Here is a 15,323-nt window from a genome sequence, read left to right on the forward strand (position 1 = left end):
TCGGCGTGGGGCCGGAGGCGGGCGCCTGGGTGTACCCACGGGAGTTGAGCGGGAACGGCGCGCTTGGTCGTGCTCAGGCGCGCTTCAACGGCGCGTCCGTGGGCCGCCCGTCCGCGCCGAGGAACTGCACCTGCTGCCGGGGGAGGACGGGAATGAGGCGGCCGGCATGGGCTGGCTGGTTGAGCTCCACCATCACGCGCTCGGCCAGCAGGCTCTTCCACTTGCGGCGCTGCCTCGCATGGACGAGGTAGCGGATGGTGACGTTCGTCCACGAGTCGGCGAGGGAGACATACACCTCGGGCTTGTCCGCCACACTCGTCTCCAGCCGGGCCTTGCGCAGCAGCGCCTCGTACTCGTGCGCGGGGCCGGCCATGTCCTCTCCCAGCAGCTCGGTGGCCAGCCGCCGCAGCAACTCCAGCGAGTAGCGCAGGTCCGACTCGTTGGCCACGGGCACGACGAGCTCGTCCCAGACGTAGGGGAAGTCCCGGGTGAGGTTGACGACGGTGCCCGTCAGCACCTCATTGTTGGGGAAGGTGATGAGCCGGCCCGTGGGTTGCTCGGCATGCACGGCACCGGGGCGCTCCGGGCTGCCCAGCTCCCAGACCGTGGTGGAGAGGAAGTCGATGGCGTAGACGTCTCCGAAGACATCGCCCACCTGGACGCGGTCGCCCACCCGGTAGTAGCCCTGGAAGGAGTTGAGCAGCCACCCGGTGAAGCTCTCGATGGGCGTCTGGAGCGCCCAGGAGAGCGCGAGGCCCACCAGCCCCACCGAGCCGAGCATCGCGCGGATGTCTCCCGCCAGCACGCTCACCGCGATGCCGGTGCCCAACAGCCACACGCAGATGCTCACCAGCGCCGTGCTGGCATCCGCCCGCGCCCAGCGCCCCAACACCACGCGCAGCAGGGCCCGGAGCCCTCGTGCCACCAGCCAGGTGAGCAGCAGCGTGCCCAGTACCACCGTGAGCTTGGGCAGGGCATTGAGGAGGCCTTGGCGCAAGCCCGACGCCGTCCGCTGCGCCTCGGCGGTCGCCTCACGCGCCACCTCCTCGGGTTTCACCTGGCGCCTGGAGTGCTCCTCCGTGGGCGCGTCCGCGGTGGCGGTGACGCCGGCATGCTGCGCCAGCGCCTCCTCGGTGGGCCCCACCACCATCAACACCAGGCCCGTCAGTGCCACCGCGATGAGCGAGGCCTTGCGGAAGGTGCGCAGCCGGAAGCGGGCCTGTTGCACCGGCACCATGGCGCGGCGTGGTGCCGCTCGTCCGAGACGGCGCTGTCTTCGAGAGGCGCGGCGCACGGGGCGCCGGGAGGTCTGGAGCCTGGGCGGTCGCATCCACTCCGAGTCTGGTTCAGGCCAGCTGGAGGGGCCCGGGGCTTTCGCACGGAGCGTCGGCCTCTGGACGCCCGGAGCCGGGCTCGGCTGGCGGGTGAGCGCTCAGTGTGTCCCGAGCAACTCACGCACCAGGGGAGTGACGTGGAGCAGAGAGGGTTGGGGCCCCACCAGGGGCTCTACCCGCGCCCGTACCTGGGCCCCCGCCTCGCCCGGCCGCGCGACGACGAAGGTGACGAGGCTGTCCTGGGCACTGGGGCTGCCGTGCCAGGAGCTGTAGTGGTTGGCGAAGTAGTAGCGCTCGGAGAGGGGGCGCTCCAGCCCCGTGCGCGTCAGCAGCAGCACGTCCCCGGCGAGGTGCCCCACGGGGCCCGCGCCGAGGCCTTCCATCCGCTCGGCGAGGTTCAACAGATCGGGCCGTGGGTGGGCCGAGAGGTACTCGCGCGGCGGCACGAGCCTCTCCCCGTCGAATACCTGGAAGGGCGGGGCGTCCTCGCTCACGTGGCGGCCCACGCGGGCGAAGATGAGGTCCAACGCGCCCTTCATGTCCGCCGCGCCTTCGCCCGTCTGACTCGCGCGGTGGAAGGCCCGCACCACCGGCAGCACGTCCTCCTCCCACCGGGGCGGGCGGCTCCAGTCGCAGCGCTGGCCCGGCTTCGGGCAGGTGGAGCGGTCCGCGAGGTACACGTAGGCCATGGCCCCCTGGTAGGCCACCACCGCCTGGTAGTCCCGCGCCTGGGGCTCCACCTCCAGCGTCAGCGGGCGCAGCCGGAAGCCCGCGTGTTCGAGCACGGTGGTGGGCTCGTCCTCCCCCTGGGCCGACAGCGCGTGCCGGTCATCGCCGAGCACGGGCGTGTGGCCATGATCCGAGACGAAGAGGACATGGGTATCGTCCAGCACTCCGGCCTGGGCATAGGCGTCCAGCACGCGGCCCACCAGTGGGTCCAGCACCTCGCGCACGTAGCGCCGCTGCTGCTCCAGCGGCTCGCTGGCCACATGGGTGTACAGATCCACGCCAGGGAAGTAGACGACCTGGAGGCGGGGGATTCCGTGCTGGCCGAGGGTCTCCACGACGTGAGCCACGGACTCCTGGTCCAGCTCGGCGTAGGTCTCCCGCTCGACATCCGGATGGCCCACGAGGCCTCGGGCGAAGTCGACGAGGAGATCCGCGGCGGCGCTCGGCTCCGGGGTGGTGAAGAGATCCGCGCCCCGGTACACGTGCGCGAGGCTGACGAAGGCGCGCACGTCGGCCAGCTCGAAGAGCGTGGGGACCTTCAGTGCTTTCCCCACGAGCCCATCCGTGAGCGTGTGCAGCACGTCCTCCTTCGCGTGCACGGAGACGGGGGCGGGAGCGTAGAAGCGGACCTCGTCGCGGGCGAACCACTCGTTGCCGGGCACACCGGTGCGTGCGGGGGGCTGGCCCGTATAGACGGAGGCCCAGGCGGCCACCGTCGTCGAGGGCAGGATGCTCAGCGCTCCGGGGACCGCGAAGCCGTGCTCGTAGAGGTGCTCGCCACGCTCAGGCCCCAGCAGCGCGTGGATGGAGCCGGAGGCGTGCTCGCGCACGGCTTGGCGGAACTCGCTGGCACCCACTCCGTCGAGTGCGAAGAGGAGCACGCGAGGCCCGGGCGTGAGCGGACGCATCGGCTCGCGCAGCACGCGGTCTCCGCCGGTGGCGGCCAGCTCCACGGACTCCTTCAGTGTCTCTACCGTGGGCGGACCTGGACGCAGCAGCCACCACGTGCCCGCGGCCAAGCCCACGAGCAGGAGCACCCCGGCGCCCACGGCCCAACGTTTCGCGTGTCCGGAAGCCATGGAACCCTCTCCCCGCAGGCAAGCGCACCCCCTGGCCGTGGACAAGAGGAGGCGGGAACGGCTGTCGGAGCAACGACACCGAGGCGTCCGTCGCGAGCTCGTGGGATGGAGAGGGCCCATGCCGAGCACGGGTCTGGCTACGCGTCTTCCATCCTCAGTGCGGGGGCAGCTCCTCGGCGCTCGGCGCCCGCACAGTGGAGAGGGTCTCGGGAGACAACCCGCGCCCGGCGGCCCTGCCAGCTATCGAAGAACATGTGCTTCCTCCTGGGGCGAGAGGGCGAAGGGCTGGCTCAATGGGGGCCATGCCCCTGGGGGTTTGCGCGATGGGCCATCGCGGCTTCCCGCTCGTCCTCGCGCGCGGGGGAGGGGAAGCGTCGGCCCACCATGCGCCGCAACAGGTCATGCATCGCGTCGATGGCCTGGACAGCCGTGGTGGGGTCGTTGATGCCGGGGGAGAGCGCGCGCTCGGCGATGTCGACGAGCTGGCGGAACCCAAAGGCGGTGTCCTGCTGGAGGGTCCGCTCCGGGCCGATGGCGAGCGAGTCCAGCAGCGCCTCCACGTCGAGCTCCGAGGCCTCTCCCCAGACTTCGAAGAGCGTACCGCCATGGGGAACGAAGTCCCCCACCAGCGGCACCAGGACGAGGGTGACGTCGGCCCTCCGGGCACACGAGAAGAGCTGCTCCTCGTCCACGGCGACGAGCACTCCGGAGGTGCCGGGATTTGTCACGAGGAGCGAGGGGGACCCCTCGGGCCAGTAGCTCGTGCCCAGGCGCTCGGCCAGACGGGTGAGCCGTAGCTTCATGGGTGCGCGTGGCGCATGCCGACGGCCGTGGCCTCCGCGCGCTCGGTCCGACGGGTGGCGCGACGCTGCATCGCCTCACGTGCCTCCAGGGTCAGCCACACCGAGAGTCCTCCCACGAAGGCGGCCCGGGGCGACCAGGGGCGCAGCGCCACCCGCGGCGCGAGCGAATAGCGGACCATCAGCTCGCCGGCCCGCACGCTCGGTAAGCGTGCGCGGACCAGCGGGGGACGTACGGACTCCATCGGACGCTCTTTCTCGAATGGGGAAACGGACTTCTCCCCCGGAAGATTGGGGCTCCTCGGAGCCCTGCCAATGGCGCACCCCCTTGTTGCATGACAGCGGCCCCGCCATCATGTTTAGTTTTAGGTCAAACTAAATGGGAGGGCAATGACACGAATGAGGAAGCAGGCGCGGCGTTTCGTCCTGGCCGCGGGTCTCGTGGCGATTCCGGCGCTGGCCATGGCCGCCGACGAGGGCGCCAAGGCCCGGGTGAAGGGGCTGGGCAACAGCCCCGAGCGGCCGCCACGCAGTCGAGCCCCATGAATGTCGAGCAGCTCAACCTGGTCGTCGACCAAATCACGCACCAGCGCGACTAGCGCAGGCCGCCTCCTGCCGCCCTGCAACCACGAGCGCCGGGGCGGCGCGCCCTTCGTGGCCACGAGTGCCTGGTAGTGGGATTCCCGGAGGGTACATGAATGGGATGCTCCGCATTCGATTACGCGCCAAGTTGATGGTCGGAGTGTTCCTGGTTCTGCTGCCGCTCCTCGGGCTCATGCTGTTCGGGCTCGTGGAGAACTATGAGCTGCGCCGGACCTCCCTCCTGAACAGCATGCGCCAGACCGCCAACACGTCGGGGCTGCTCGTCGATGCGTCACTTCAGGAGGCGAGGAGGCTGGCACAGGCGGTCGCCGCCGAGTCCGTCAGCCACGGGCCGGAGCTGAACAGGCTCCAGGCCTTCCTCGCGCGCCTCGCGCGCGAGCGCACCGACCTGATCAACCTGGGGGTGTTCGACACCGCCGGGCGTCCGATCGCGGCCGCAACTCCCTGGCCCGAGGGGCTCGACATCTCGGATCGCTCTTATTTCCAGCAAGCCCTCCAGACGAAGGAGCCAGTGATCTCGGAGCTCGTCATTGGCAGAACGGTGAAGCGCCCCGCCGTGATAGCCGCCGCGCCGATTCTCGATGCGGACAGGCAGGTCCAGGGAGTGGTCACCGTGAGCTTGCGGCTCGACCAGCTCGCGCGGCGGATGCTCGACATCGGCTTGCGGCCCGGGCAGGCCCTCTTCCTCACCGATCCTCGCGGGCGGCTCGTCTTCCACACCGCGCGTCTGGAGCCCTCTTGGGAGGAGCGGGACCTCTCCAAGGTGAAGGAGATTCAGGAGGCCCTCGCTGGCGAACCGGTGCTCATGAGGGAGTTCACAGGGCTCTTCCACGAGGACCGGCGGATCGCCGCGTTGGTGCCCACGGCGCAGCACGGCTGGCTCGTCGGCGTCACCTGGGGCACCCAGGAGGCCTTCGAGGACATGAACAGGATTCAACGGCAGCAACTGGCGGCGTTCGTGACGCTCTCTCTCCTGGTCCTGGCGGGTGCCGGAGCACTGGCGGGCTATCTCAGTGGGCGGGTGGCGAGGTTGGTGGCGCATGCCCACACGCTTGGGCGTGGCGAGCTGGGCGAGTGGTCTCCGATTGAACCTTCGCACCTGGGCACCGGCGACGAGCTGGACGAGCTTACCGAGGCCTTCAACCACATGGCGGGTGAGCTGAAGGCGGAGCGGGAGCGGCGCGAGACATTCATCGCGTCCGTCGCCCATGACCTGAAGAACCTCACCACCCCGCTCTCGCTCGCCGCGCGGCTGCTGCGCGACCCCGCGCGCCAGTCACCCGAGGCCCGGGAGCGGACGCTGGCGAGGCTGGGCTACCAGACGACACGCATCGAGCGGCTCGTGGCGGACCTCCTGGACGCCTCGCGGATCGATGCCGGCCACTTCAACCTCTTCTTTCAGCGGCACGATCTGATGAAGCTGGTGCGGAGCGTCCTCGACGAGCAGCAGGAGGGCACGAACTCGCATCGACTGGTGCTCGAGGGGCCCGAGTCGCTCGAGCTCGAGGCGGATCCGGAGCGGCTCGCCCAGGTGCTGACGAACCTGGTGAGCAACGGCATCAAGTACAGCCCGGAGGGGGGAGAGGTGAGGGTGAGGGTCTCGGAGGCCGGCGGCATGGCATGCGTCCAGGTCGCGGACAGCGGAATCGGCCTCCAGCCGCAGGAGCTCGACGAGGTGTTCGAGCCGTACGCGCGCACCGCGGCGGCTCGGAAGATCCGCGGACTGGGCCTGGGCCTGTATATCTGCCGGGCCATCATCGAAGCGCACGGGGGAAGCCTCCGCGCGCGGAGTGAGGGGCGCGGGACGGGCACCACGTTCATGTTCACCATTCCCGCGCGGCCTCGAGGTGGCGACGTCACGTCCGTTTCTCAGTAGAGGTTCACCGCGTCGAACGGGCGGTTGAGCTTGCTGCGCGCGCGGGGCAGCGCCTTGCGCACCGCCTCGGCGTCTCCCTGTGAGAGCGCCTTCACCAGCGGCTCCGTCTCCGCCGGGGTGGTGGTGCTCGCCTGGGCGCAGCGCAGCGCCTCCGCCCAGTCCTGGCTGCCCTCGGCCAGCGCCTGTCCCGCCAGGCTCTGCGCCACCCGGAGCGGATCTCCAATGACGCGCGCATGCTCCGCCGCCCGCGAGAACCATTGCGCCGCGACCGCCGGCTGCGTGTCCAGCAGGTGCAGCCCCAGGTCCGCGGCGATCACCTGCTGGTGCAACGGGTCTCCCAGCTCCCCGGCGCACTCGAAGGCCTCGGTGTAGCTGGCCACGGCGGCCTCGCGCTCCCCGTTGGCCATCTGCAGCGCGGCCAGCCGGTAGCGGTGGTGCTTGGCGAAGTTGGCGCCCCAGTTCGCGCTGATCTTCTCGAAGCGCCGCCAGATGGCGATGGACTCCGGGAAGTTCCTCGCCGACTCCTGCAGGTAGCTGGCGTTGGAGATGAGGTTGATCTTCAGGTGCGTGGCGCTCGCGTCGTGCAGGTCTCCCACGCAGCGCATGGCCAGCTTCTCCTGCTCCTGCGCCAGGGGCAGCTTCTTCTCCAGGAAGTACGTGAGCGCGTAGACGTTGCGCAGCCAGGCCTCGTGCAGCTTGCGCAGCGGCGTGTCGAGCCCCTCCATCAACGCGATTCCCGCCTCCACCTCGGCGCGGGCATCGGGCAGTTGCGCCAGGCGCTTGGTGAGGGTGAGAGCGCGGAACATGCGCAGGTGGGCCAGCCGCTCCGGCGGCGCCCGGCGCTCCAGTCCCCGGCCGAAGGCCTCCAGCGCCTCGTCGTGCTGGCCGGTGTACACGTGCACCACGCCGATGCAGCGCTCGAAGAGCACGCGCAGCTCCTCCGCGTCTCCCAGGCTGCTCTTGTCGATCTCGATGGCCGGCGTGGAGAAGCCGGTGTCCAGCGCGTCCCAGCCCTCGGCCACGCGCGCGGGGGAGAGCCCCGGGCCCGCGGCGTCGAGCAGCGCCAGCCCGCGCTCGGCGGCGAGCATGGCGCCCTCGTAGTTGGTGGTGAAGAAGCAGCTGCGGATGGCGAGCACGGCCGCGGCGATGCGGTGCTCCAGCGGTGCGTCCTCGTCCACCACGGCGCCCAGGTAGCGGCCCTCCAGGTCCACCGCCGGCTCCACCGCCCGGCCGGACACCGGGCCCACGCCGCCGCCCGGAGGCGTGGTGCGCATGCGCTCGCACAGCGAGCCGAGGAAGTCCCTCCGCCGCGACTCGAAGAAGGCGGCGTAGTGCGGCCGGCGCACGTTCCAGCCGGTGAGCAGGATGCGGCCCTCCAGCTGCTCCAGCCGCCCCCACTCGGCCGCCCGCATCACCGCGCGCAGGCTGACGAGATCGCACTCGCCCGCCCCGTGGATGACGAGCGGCCGTCCACTCACCCGCAGCGTCTCCACGATGGCGCGCGCCGCCAGGTTGAGCACCCAGAACATCTGCTCGGACTCGCGATGGAGCCGGCGCTCGGACGGCGTGAGGGCCAGGTCCGTCAGATCCGGCGCGCCCTGGATGGAGCCGGGGAAGAGCCGGTTCCACTCGGCGGGGCGCTGGAGCGCCAGGGGACGCACCGCCTCGGGCGCGGCGTCCTCGCACGCCCGGAGGATCTTCCTCAGTCCCCCGAAGGCCACGGGCAGCGCCACACCGGCGTCCACTTCAATGGCCCTGCCAGGCAGGACGCCCGGCGAGCCACCATCGATCAACACCGCGATCGCGCTCGAATTGCTCACGGCTACCCTCGGGGGGAGAGGTTCAGTGCAGGGGCAACAGCCCTTTGCACCCCCATTGTCACTGCTTTCTTGGATTCCGGCAATCCGTCAAAGCCCTCCTGTCTGCTACAGTGTGGGTGTCCATGATGAGCACCTTGGCTCCGGGAGAGTCCCCGGTCCTGTCCTTCCGGCACATGCTGTCGGACGCGGTCTGTTCCTTCCTCCACGAGACGGGGTTGAGTCCCACGGACGTGGGAGATCCCCTCAGCGAGCTCATCGTGACGCTGTCGCGTTACCGGGAGGAGGGCGAGCCGCTCTTCCCGGTGGCGTTCGTGGGCGACGACCTGGAGGGGATGCTGCGGGTGCTGGGCGGGAAGGAGCCGGTGGCGATCGGCAAGGGCCCCCGGACGCGGGAGACGATTCAACGGGCGCTCAAGCAGTGCGCGCCGCTGGGCCAGGGGCGTTGGTGGTCGCTGTACGTGCTGCTGGTGCCGGAGGGCTTCGCCTACGGGGTGTTCCGGACGGATCCCTTCCCGCTGGTGGAGACGCCGCTGGAGCGCATGCGCCGCGCGGGAGAGCGCTCCTTGCGCATGGTGGGCGTGTTGCAGCTGGCGGAGAACGTCATCGAGCTCAGGGGCATGGGCGGCCTCTACCGGCACGTTTTCCTGTCGGGCGCGCGGGTGGAGGCGACGCTGCCCACGGTGGCCATGGACGAGCTGGCGCTGGGGCTGACGGCGGACGTGCTGGAGCCGGTGCGCGGCCTCACGCGGGACTTCTTCCGGCGGGTGCTCTTCGAGGCGCTGCAGGCCTCGCACGGCGCGCTGGTGGCGGTGTTGCCCAGCCAGCGCGAGGGCTCGCGGCTCTTCGTGGACGGCGTGTTGCTGGAGGAGCCGCTGGACATGGTGGCGCGGGTGATGCGCTACCACGAGACGCGCGAGGCGGAGGCGGCCGCGGCGGTGAGCTCGGCGGCGCAGCTGCTGCGCGGGATGATGGCGACGGATGGCATCACGGTGATGCGCTCGGACGGCTGCATCCTGGGCTACAACGTCTTCATCCGCCACCCGGAGTCGCTGACGCACGAGACCGCGCGCGTGGGCGGCGCGCGGCGGCGGACCTACGAGGTGCTATGCGCCTGGGTGGGACGGGAGCTGACCACCGCCTTCTTCCGCTCGCAGGACGGCGCCATCGCCTGCTGCCGGGACTGAGGCCTCCGGGGGCTTCCAGGCGGGGCCGCGGAACACCAGGCCCAGCCGCACGCGCAGCGGGTTGGGGCGCAGCACGTCGCGCACGATGGCCGCGTACTCGTGGAAGGCGATGCGCAGCGGGTTGAACGTCTGGATGTTCTTGGTGAGGCCGTAGACGGGGCGCTCGTCCTCGGCCTGGAAGGTGCCGAAGAGCCGGTCCCAGATGATGAGGATGCCCGCGTAGTTGCGATCCAGGTAGCGCGGGTTGGCGCCGTGGTGGACGCGGTGGTGCGAGGGCGTGTTGAGCACCCACTCGAGCGGCCCCATGCGGCCGATGGCCTCGGTGTGGATCCAGAACTGGTAGAGCAGGCTGAGGGCATGGGCGGTGAGCACCATGGCCGGATGGAAGCCGAGCAGCGGCAGCGGGGCCCAGAAGAGCAGGCCCGTCATGGGCGTCCACGTCTGTCGCAGGGCGGTGGACAGGTTGTAGTGCTGGCTGGAGTGGTGCACCACGTGCGAGGCCCAGAAGAAGCGGGACTCGTGATGGACGCGGTGGAACCAGTAGTAGCAGAGGTCCTCGGCGAAGAAGAGCAGCACCCAGGCGAAGAGCCCGTTGCCGAGCCTCAGCGGCGAGGCCTCGTAGAGCACGGAGTAGAAGGCGTACTCCACGCCCTTCCAGCCCATGTAGATGAGGGAGTAGACGGTGCCCATGGTGAGGCTGGCCACGGAGTCCTTGGTGGCGTAGCCCACGAAGCCCTCCTGGCGGTGCCGGGCGAGCCAGAAGATCTCCACGGCCATGAGGAGGAGGAACGCCGGGGTGGCGAGCTGGGTGGGATCCAGGGAATGAAGGTCGGCCATGGTGCGGCTCCCTAGGGTTGGGGTGGGGAGGAGAACGCGCTGCGGGCGAGCTGGACGAGCAGGGCGAGCATCCGCCGGTGCTCCGGATTGGCGGGGAGGGCGACGCCTCCGACGGCGGCCCCCTGCACGGCGTTGAGGATGAGCTCGATGATGGCGTCGAAGCCGGGATGGGTGGCGGCGACGTCGGGGAAGAGCTCGCGGGCGACGCGGTGGAGGTGGCGGCGGTGGGGCGGGTCCACGGTGCTCAGCGCGGAGGCGAGCTCGGAGTCGGTGCGTGCGGCGACGTACAGCTCGACGGCGGCGAGGAGCTCGGGGCGCTGGTAGATGGACCAGAGGCGCTCGATGGCCTGGGCGATGCGGTCTCCCGGGGAGGAGGCGGTGGCGTCGAGGGTGGAGCGGTACTCGTCGATGATGCGGGGGAAGAGGTGCTCGACGGCGGTGCCGAGCAGCGCGGCCTTGGTGGGGAAGTGCTTGAAGAGGGCCCCGTGGGAGATGCCAGCGCGTTGGGCCACGGCGAGCGTGGTGGTGCGGGCGTAGCCCAGATCCACGAGACACTCGACGGTGGCCTCGAGCAGCTTGAGGCGGGTGGAGTCCCGCCGCTCCTGCTGGGTACGCCGGACGCGGGGGGCCGCCTCCAGACCCGGGGACGAATCAGACATACCGCCAGTGTAGCGCCCTCGATTCTAAAAAGAAAGTGAGTGCTCACTTAGTAAGTGGGTCGAGGGAAGTCTCGGGCGGAGAGCGAGCAACCCACCCCTCGCCCTCCGGGAGAGGAGCCCCCCGTCGTTCAAAGGGGGGGCAAGCCCCCCGGGGTGAGGGTGCCGGAGCCCTGGGGTTCAGCCCTCGGAGAGGGCGCGCTCGGGGTGGGCCTCGGCGGAGGAGCGGGTGGCCTGGTAGAGGCGATGGGCCTCCTCGGCGGAGACGCCGCGCAGGAAGTAGGCGCGGGCGGCGGTGCCGATGGCGAGCGTGCCGGCGAAGGCGACGGCGCCGGAGACGACATTGCCGGCGCCGGGGAAGACGAACTTCACGAGGGCGCGAGCGGCCTCGCGCAGGGCGAAGGCGGCGCCGACGTTGACGCCGAGGGCGGTGAGGAACTCCCCGGAGGCCTTGAGGTCGAGCTGGCGGCCGGAGATCCACCCGATGCCGGCGATGAGGCTGAGCTGGGCGGAGGTGATGGGGATGATGTCTGCGACGGGGATGGGGACGACGGCGACGCCCATGCAGAGCGAGGCCATGGCGCGGGTGAGGGTGATGGCGAGCTCCTCCTGGAGGGTGCGCACGCGTGTCACGCGGGCGAGGACGAGCCGGCCCTGCTCGGGCAGCTCGCGAAAGAGCACCTGGGCGAGCTCGCCCAGCCTCCATCGCTCGTCCGAGCGGATGCTGCCGTCCGGGCGCCACGACAGGTAGGTGGAGACGCCGAGGACGGCGACGAGCTCGCCGCGCAGCTCGGGGCGGGAGCGGAGCTTGTCGCGCAGCTGGCGCTCGACGGCCTCGACGTGGCGGAGCTTCTCCTGGAGCTCGGCGGGGTCCTGGGACTCGGGGAGGTGGAGATCGGCGCGCTTGGGCTCGAGCAAGTCGCAGTGCGTGGCGACGCCGATGAGGGGAGGGCGCACGCCGTGGGCCTGCTCGACGGCGGAGGCGATTTGAGTGAGGACGTCGAGGTCGGCGTCGATGGCGGAGTCGACCTCGGAGGCCTTGATGAGGAAGAGGAGGGCGTCGGGGGCCTTGCGGCGGACCTCGGCGAGGATGGAGTCGAGGGGCGTGTCGGCGGCGTCGGCCTCCTGGGGACGGGAGCCCTCCTGGAGGCCGCGGGTGTCGAGGATGGAGAGGGTGCCGAGCTCGCCCTGGACGTCGAACCAGCGGCCCTGGCCCGTCTGGGCGGAGACGTGGCCGACCTCGGCGACGCGGGCGCCGAAGAGGGCGTTGATGAGGGAGGACTTGCCGGCGCCGCGGCGGCCCACCAGGACGAGGTTGGGCGAGCGCTGTTCGAGCAGCAGGGCACGCAGGTGGGCAATCTTCTGGCGGATGTCCCGGGCGAGCGGATCCGGGACGCGGTCCAGCAGCTCCTCGAGCCGGCGGACCGTGTCGGAGATCTCGAGGAACGTGGGTTCGTTGGGAGCGGCCATGGGTCCTCCTCGGAGATGGCCATGGCCCGCGGAGGGAGGGAGTCCTCCGCAGGGCCGGAGACATTCCGGGGGAGCAGGTGCTCGCTCCCGCGGCTGCTATGCGTGACCGGCGGATGCGCGGCGCGGTCCCACGGTGGCGGGCAGCGTACCGCGCAGGCGCAACGTCATCAGCGGATCGGTGGTGCGCTCGCCGGGATCGACCTTGACGCTTGCGCGCTGCACCAGGGTGGCCAGGGCGAGTTGCAGCTCGAGCAAGGCGAAGTGCGCCCCGATACACACCCGCGGCCCGTCGCCAAACGGCAGGTAGGCGTAGCGGGGCCGGGCCTTCTTGGCCTCGGGCGTCATGTGCTCCGGCTTGAAGGCGAGAGGATCGGGGTAGTAGTCGGCGCGGCGGTGGATGCCGTACGTGTTGATGAAGATCGTACTGCGGGTGCCAAAACGGTGACCGCCGACCTCCACGTCCTCGCTCGCCTCCCGGGCCAACGCGTAGACCGGCGGGTGCAGCCGCATCGCTTCCTCGACGACCGACAGCGTGTACGGCAACCGCGGGAGATCCGCGACGGTCACGGCCCGATCGCCAATCACCGCATCGACCTCGGCCGTGAGCTTCGCGACCACGTCCGGATGACGGCCGAGCTCGTACCACGTCCAGCTCAGCGCGCTGGCGGTCGCCTCGTGGCCGGCGAGCAGCGTGATGACCTCGTCGCGCACTTCCTTGTCACTCAGCCCGGTGCCGTCCACTTCGTCCCGGCTCAACAGCAGCATGGACAGCACATCGCCGTGGTCCACGCCCTCCGCGCGGCGCTGGGTGATGATCCGCTGGACCACGGCATCGAGCGTCGCCACGGCCTGCCGCATCTGTTGATGAGCCGGAAGCGGAAAGGAATACGGGGCCTGAATCAGCCCGGTGATGCGCTTCATCATCGCGCGCATCGCCTCGGTGAACGCCTGGGCGATCTGCTCCGCTTCCTCGCGCATCCCCCGGCCGAACAGCGCGCGGCCCACGATGGTCAGGGTCAGCGTCGTCATCTCCTCGACCAGGTCGACCCGCCTGCCCGGCGTCCACCGCCCCAGTTGCCGGATCGTCTCCTCCACCATGAGATCGCCGTAGGAGGAGACGCGCTTGGGGGTGAAGGCGGGTGCCAGGAGCTTGCGGTGCCGCTGATGGATCGCGCCCTCGGCCGCGAGCAGCCCATTGCCGAGCAGCGGCTGAAGGTAGACCGACAGCTCGCGGGTCTTCTTGAAGGACTCCTTCTTGTCGACCAGCATCTCCTGGGCGATCGCCGTATCCGTCACGACATGCATCGGAATCCGGAACATGCGGAATCTCGCCACGGGACCCAGGGCACTCGTGGACATGAGGAGGCCAATCAGGTCGCTGCGAAAGGCGGACAGGCTTCCGAGCAGCGGTTGGCCGGGCACCTCGGGGAGTCCCGGGGGAACGAGCTCGGGACCCGAGCCAAGGAAGCTGTCACGCCACGAGGCGGTGAGCTGGCGGTACGTGGACTGGAGCCAGGAAGACGGCGCTGGGGAGACAGGGGCGGAGGGGGTGGGGTTCATGGGTGTTGGAGGGGCGAGAAGCGCACGAGGAGCCCACTGCGTGGAATGGGAATGGGGAAGGACTTCAGGGAGAGATCCTGTCCGGGGACGAGCTCCCACTGGTAGTCGCGCAGCAGCAGGGACACGATCGCGGCCATCTCCACCATGGCGAAGTGCTGCCCGAGGCACACCCGGGGTCCACCGCCGAAGGGGACGTAGGCACCCGGCGGCTTCTGCTCGCAACGCTCCGGGCCCATGCGCTCCGGATCGAATCTCTTGGAGTCCGTCCAGGGTGGACCCTGGTGCGCGCCGATGATGCACAGCGCCACCTGCCAACCCTTTGGGATGCGGTAGCCGCCGTAGGCCACGTCCTGCGTCGTCACGCGGAAGGAGCCTCCCACCGGATTGATGAAGCGCATGGCCTCCTGGATGACCTGGTGCAGGTAGGGCATGGCCCGGAGCGTCTCCAGCGTCAGGGGCCCTTGCTCCAGGCCTCGCTGCTCCTGCCGGCAGCGCTCCAAGACCTCCGGGTGTTGCGCCAGCAGCAGCAGCAGGTTCGAGGTGACCGTCACCGTGGTGTCATGGCCGGCGTAGAGCTGGAGCTCGATCTCCTGGAGGATGGCCTCGCGCGGCAGCGGCCGGCCCTCTTCGTCCCGCGTGGAGAGGAGCGAGCCGAGCACGTCCGGGGGCTGCTCGGTCAGCTTCTCGCGCGCCACCACCAAGGACTCGAGGTACGCGTGCATCTCCTTGCCCGCGGCGACGGCGCGGCCGAAGGGCGTGAAGGGGATGTCCAGCGGCACGGGGGAGAAGAGGCCCCCCGCCCACTGGCGGAACAGGCGGTTCATGTAGGCCGCGTCCACCGCCTTGCCGTCGCCGAGGATGAGGGAGATGGCCACCTCGAACACGAGCGCGCGCACGGCATCGACCGCCTTGAACGGCTCGGTGCGCGCGGCCCATTGCTCGCAGTGGCGGTGGGTGATGGCCTCGATGCGCGGGGCGAACGCGCGCATGGCGTTGTAGGTGAAGTGCGGAGCCAGCAGGCGCCGGCGCGTCAGGTGGGCGGCGCCATTGAGCATGGCGACGGACTGGTCCCCCAACAGCTTGCGGCCCGCGACGTGCCAGCGGTTGCGGAGGTACTTGTTCTCACCGGCGAAGATCCACCGGTTGGCCTCCGGCCCCAGGAGGAAGGCGATGGGCTCGCCCAGCACATGAGAGCGGAAGACGTCCCCGTGGCGCTGCCGGCGTTCCTCGATGAACCCGCCGGTATTCCGCATGAAGGCGAGCGTCTCTCCCAGCAGGGGGAGCCCCGCGCTGCCAGGGGGCAGCGGCAGGCGGGCGATGTCCTCCGGGCTCATGGAGGACTCTTCGGGCGAAGCCAGGATTTCCATGGATTCCA

13 protein-coding genes are annotated in these 15,323 nt (G+C 70.3%); 3 read left to right on the forward strand and 10 right to left on the reverse strand.

Annotated elements, in window-relative coordinates:
• Positions 1-73: 73 nt before the first annotated feature.
• The 4 genes from NR798_RS18930 to NR798_RS18945 form a co-directional block, all read right to left on the reverse strand.
• Positions 74-1,237 carry a mechanosensitive ion channel family protein gene (locus NR798_RS18930; RefSeq protein ID WP_375772883.1) on the reverse strand — a complete coding sequence of 388 codons (1,164 nt, stop codon included), beginning with the start codon at positions 1,235-1,237 and terminating at the stop codon, positions 74-76.
• Positions 1,238-1,432: 195 nt separating this feature from the next.
• A complete protein-coding gene (locus tag NR798_RS18935) occupies positions 1,433-3,142 on the reverse strand; it encodes an alkaline phosphatase family protein (protein ID WP_375772884.1) in 1,710 nt (569 codons plus the stop codon).
• 290 nt (positions 3,143-3,432) lie between these two features.
• Positions 3,433-3,945, reverse strand: coding sequence for a DUF2254 family protein (locus tag NR798_RS18940; RefSeq protein ID WP_375772885.1), 513 nt, complete (start codon positions 3,943-3,945; stop codon positions 3,433-3,435).
• A complete protein-coding gene (locus tag NR798_RS18945) occupies positions 3,942-4,187 on the reverse strand; it encodes a hypothetical protein (protein WP_375772886.1) in 246 nt (81 codons plus the stop codon). Before NR798_RS18945 ends, NR798_RS18940 begins: the two co-directional genes overlap by 4 nt.
• Before the next feature lie 154 nt (positions 4,188-4,341).
• Between NR798_RS18945 and NR798_RS18950 the strand changes: the two genes are divergently transcribed.
• A complete protein-coding gene (locus tag NR798_RS18950; RefSeq protein WP_375772887.1) occupies positions 4,342-4,488 on the forward strand; it encodes a hypothetical protein in 147 nt (48 codons plus the stop codon).
• Between the two features lie 148 nt (positions 4,489-4,636).
• The gene (locus tag NR798_RS18955; protein WP_375772888.1) at positions 4,637-6,421 is read left to right on the forward strand and encodes an ATP-binding protein; all 1,785 of its coding nucleotides are present in this window, start codon (positions 4,637-4,639) and stop codon (positions 6,419-6,421) included.
• Here the strand turns inward: NR798_RS18955 and NR798_RS18960 are convergent.
• Positions 6,415-8,241 (reverse strand): hypothetical protein, encoded by a 1,827-nt coding sequence (locus tag NR798_RS18960; protein ID WP_375772889.1) that lies wholly within the window; start codon positions 8,239-8,241, stop codon positions 6,415-6,417. The two genes, NR798_RS18955 and NR798_RS18960, sit on opposite strands and share 7 nt — an antisense overlap.
• 125 nt (positions 8,242-8,366) lie before the next feature.
• Here NR798_RS18960 and NR798_RS18965 point away from each other — a divergent pair, with 125 nt between their 5' ends.
• Positions 8,367-9,425, forward strand: a complete 1,059-nt coding sequence (locus NR798_RS18965; RefSeq protein WP_375772890.1) for a hypothetical protein — start codon at positions 8,367-8,369, stop codon at positions 9,423-9,425.
• On the opposite strand, the gene NR798_RS18970 is transcribed toward NR798_RS18965, so the two are convergent.
• The 5 genes from NR798_RS18970 to NR798_RS18990 form a co-directional block, all read right to left on the reverse strand.
• Positions 9,345-10,262, reverse strand: coding sequence for a sterol desaturase family protein (locus tag NR798_RS18970; protein WP_375772891.1), 918 nt, complete (start codon positions 10,260-10,262; stop codon positions 9,345-9,347). The genes NR798_RS18965 and NR798_RS18970 overlap by 81 nt on opposite strands.
• 11 nt (positions 10,263-10,273) lie before the next feature.
• Positions 10,274-10,921 (reverse strand): TetR/AcrR family transcriptional regulator, encoded by a 648-nt coding sequence (locus NR798_RS18975; RefSeq protein WP_375772892.1) that lies wholly within the window; start codon positions 10,919-10,921, stop codon positions 10,274-10,276.
• A gap of 177 nt (positions 10,922-11,098) precedes the next feature.
• Positions 11,099-12,388 (reverse strand): GTPase family protein, encoded by a 1,290-nt coding sequence (locus NR798_RS18980; RefSeq protein ID WP_375772893.1) that lies wholly within the window; start codon positions 12,386-12,388, stop codon positions 11,099-11,101.
• 96 nt (positions 12,389-12,484) lie between these two features.
• Positions 12,485-13,948, reverse strand: coding sequence for a cytochrome P450 (locus tag NR798_RS18985; protein WP_375772894.1), 1,464 nt, complete (start codon positions 13,946-13,948; stop codon positions 12,485-12,487).
• Positions 13,945-15,315 carry a cytochrome P450 gene (locus tag NR798_RS18990; protein WP_375772895.1) on the reverse strand — a complete coding sequence of 457 codons (1,371 nt, stop codon included), beginning with the start codon at positions 15,313-15,315 and terminating at the stop codon, positions 13,945-13,947. Before NR798_RS18990 ends, NR798_RS18985 begins: the two co-directional genes overlap by 4 nt.
• Positions 15,316-15,323: the final 8 nt, after the last annotated feature.

Source organism: Archangium gephyra (assembly GCF_042230915.1).
Lineage (GTDB): Bacteria > Myxococcota > Myxococcia > Myxococcales > Myxococcaceae > Archangium > Archangium gephyra_B.

Bases quoted from the DNA above. Each gene is read 5' to 3' on its own strand.
- NR798_RS18985 (WP_375772894.1), bottom strand. From the start codon at position 13,948: ATGAACCCCACCCCCTCCGCCCCTGTCTCCCCAGCGCCGTCTTCCTGG.
- NR798_RS18945 (WP_375772886.1), bottom strand. From the start codon at position 4,187: ATGGAGTCCGTACGTCCCCCGCTGGTCCGCGCACGCTTACCGAGCGTG.
- NR798_RS18940 (WP_375772885.1), bottom strand. From the start codon at position 3,945: ATGAAGCTACGGCTCACCCGTCTGGCCGAGCGCCTGGGCACGAGCTAC.
- NR798_RS18990 (WP_375772895.1), bottom strand. From the start codon at position 15,315: ATGGAAATCCTGGCTTCGCCCGAAGAGTCCTCCATGAGCCCGGAGGAC.
- NR798_RS18975 (WP_375772892.1), bottom strand. From the start codon at position 10,921: ATGTCTGATTCGTCCCCGGGTCTGGAGGCGGCCCCCCGCGTCCGGCGT.
- NR798_RS18955 (WP_375772888.1), top strand. From the start codon at position 4,637: ATGAATGGGATGCTCCGCATTCGATTACGCGCCAAGTTGATGGTCGGA.
- NR798_RS18930 (WP_375772883.1), bottom strand. From the start codon at position 1,237: ATGGTGCCGGTGCAACAGGCCCGCTTCCGGCTGCGCACCTTCCGCAAG.
- NR798_RS18970 (WP_375772891.1), bottom strand. From the start codon at position 10,262: ATGGCCGACCTTCATTCCCTGGATCCCACCCAGCTCGCCACCCCGGCG.
- NR798_RS18950 (WP_375772887.1), top strand. From the start codon at position 4,342: ATGAGGAAGCAGGCGCGGCGTTTCGTCCTGGCCGCGGGTCTCGTGGCG.
- NR798_RS18980 (WP_375772893.1), bottom strand. From the start codon at position 12,388: ATGGCCGCTCCCAACGAACCCACGTTCCTCGAGATCTCCGACACGGTC.
- NR798_RS18965 (WP_375772890.1), top strand. From the start codon at position 8,367: ATGAGCACCTTGGCTCCGGGAGAGTCCCCGGTCCTGTCCTTCCGGCAC.
- NR798_RS18935 (WP_375772884.1), bottom strand. From the start codon at position 3,142: ATGGCTTCCGGACACGCGAAACGTTGGGCCGTGGGCGCCGGGGTGCTC.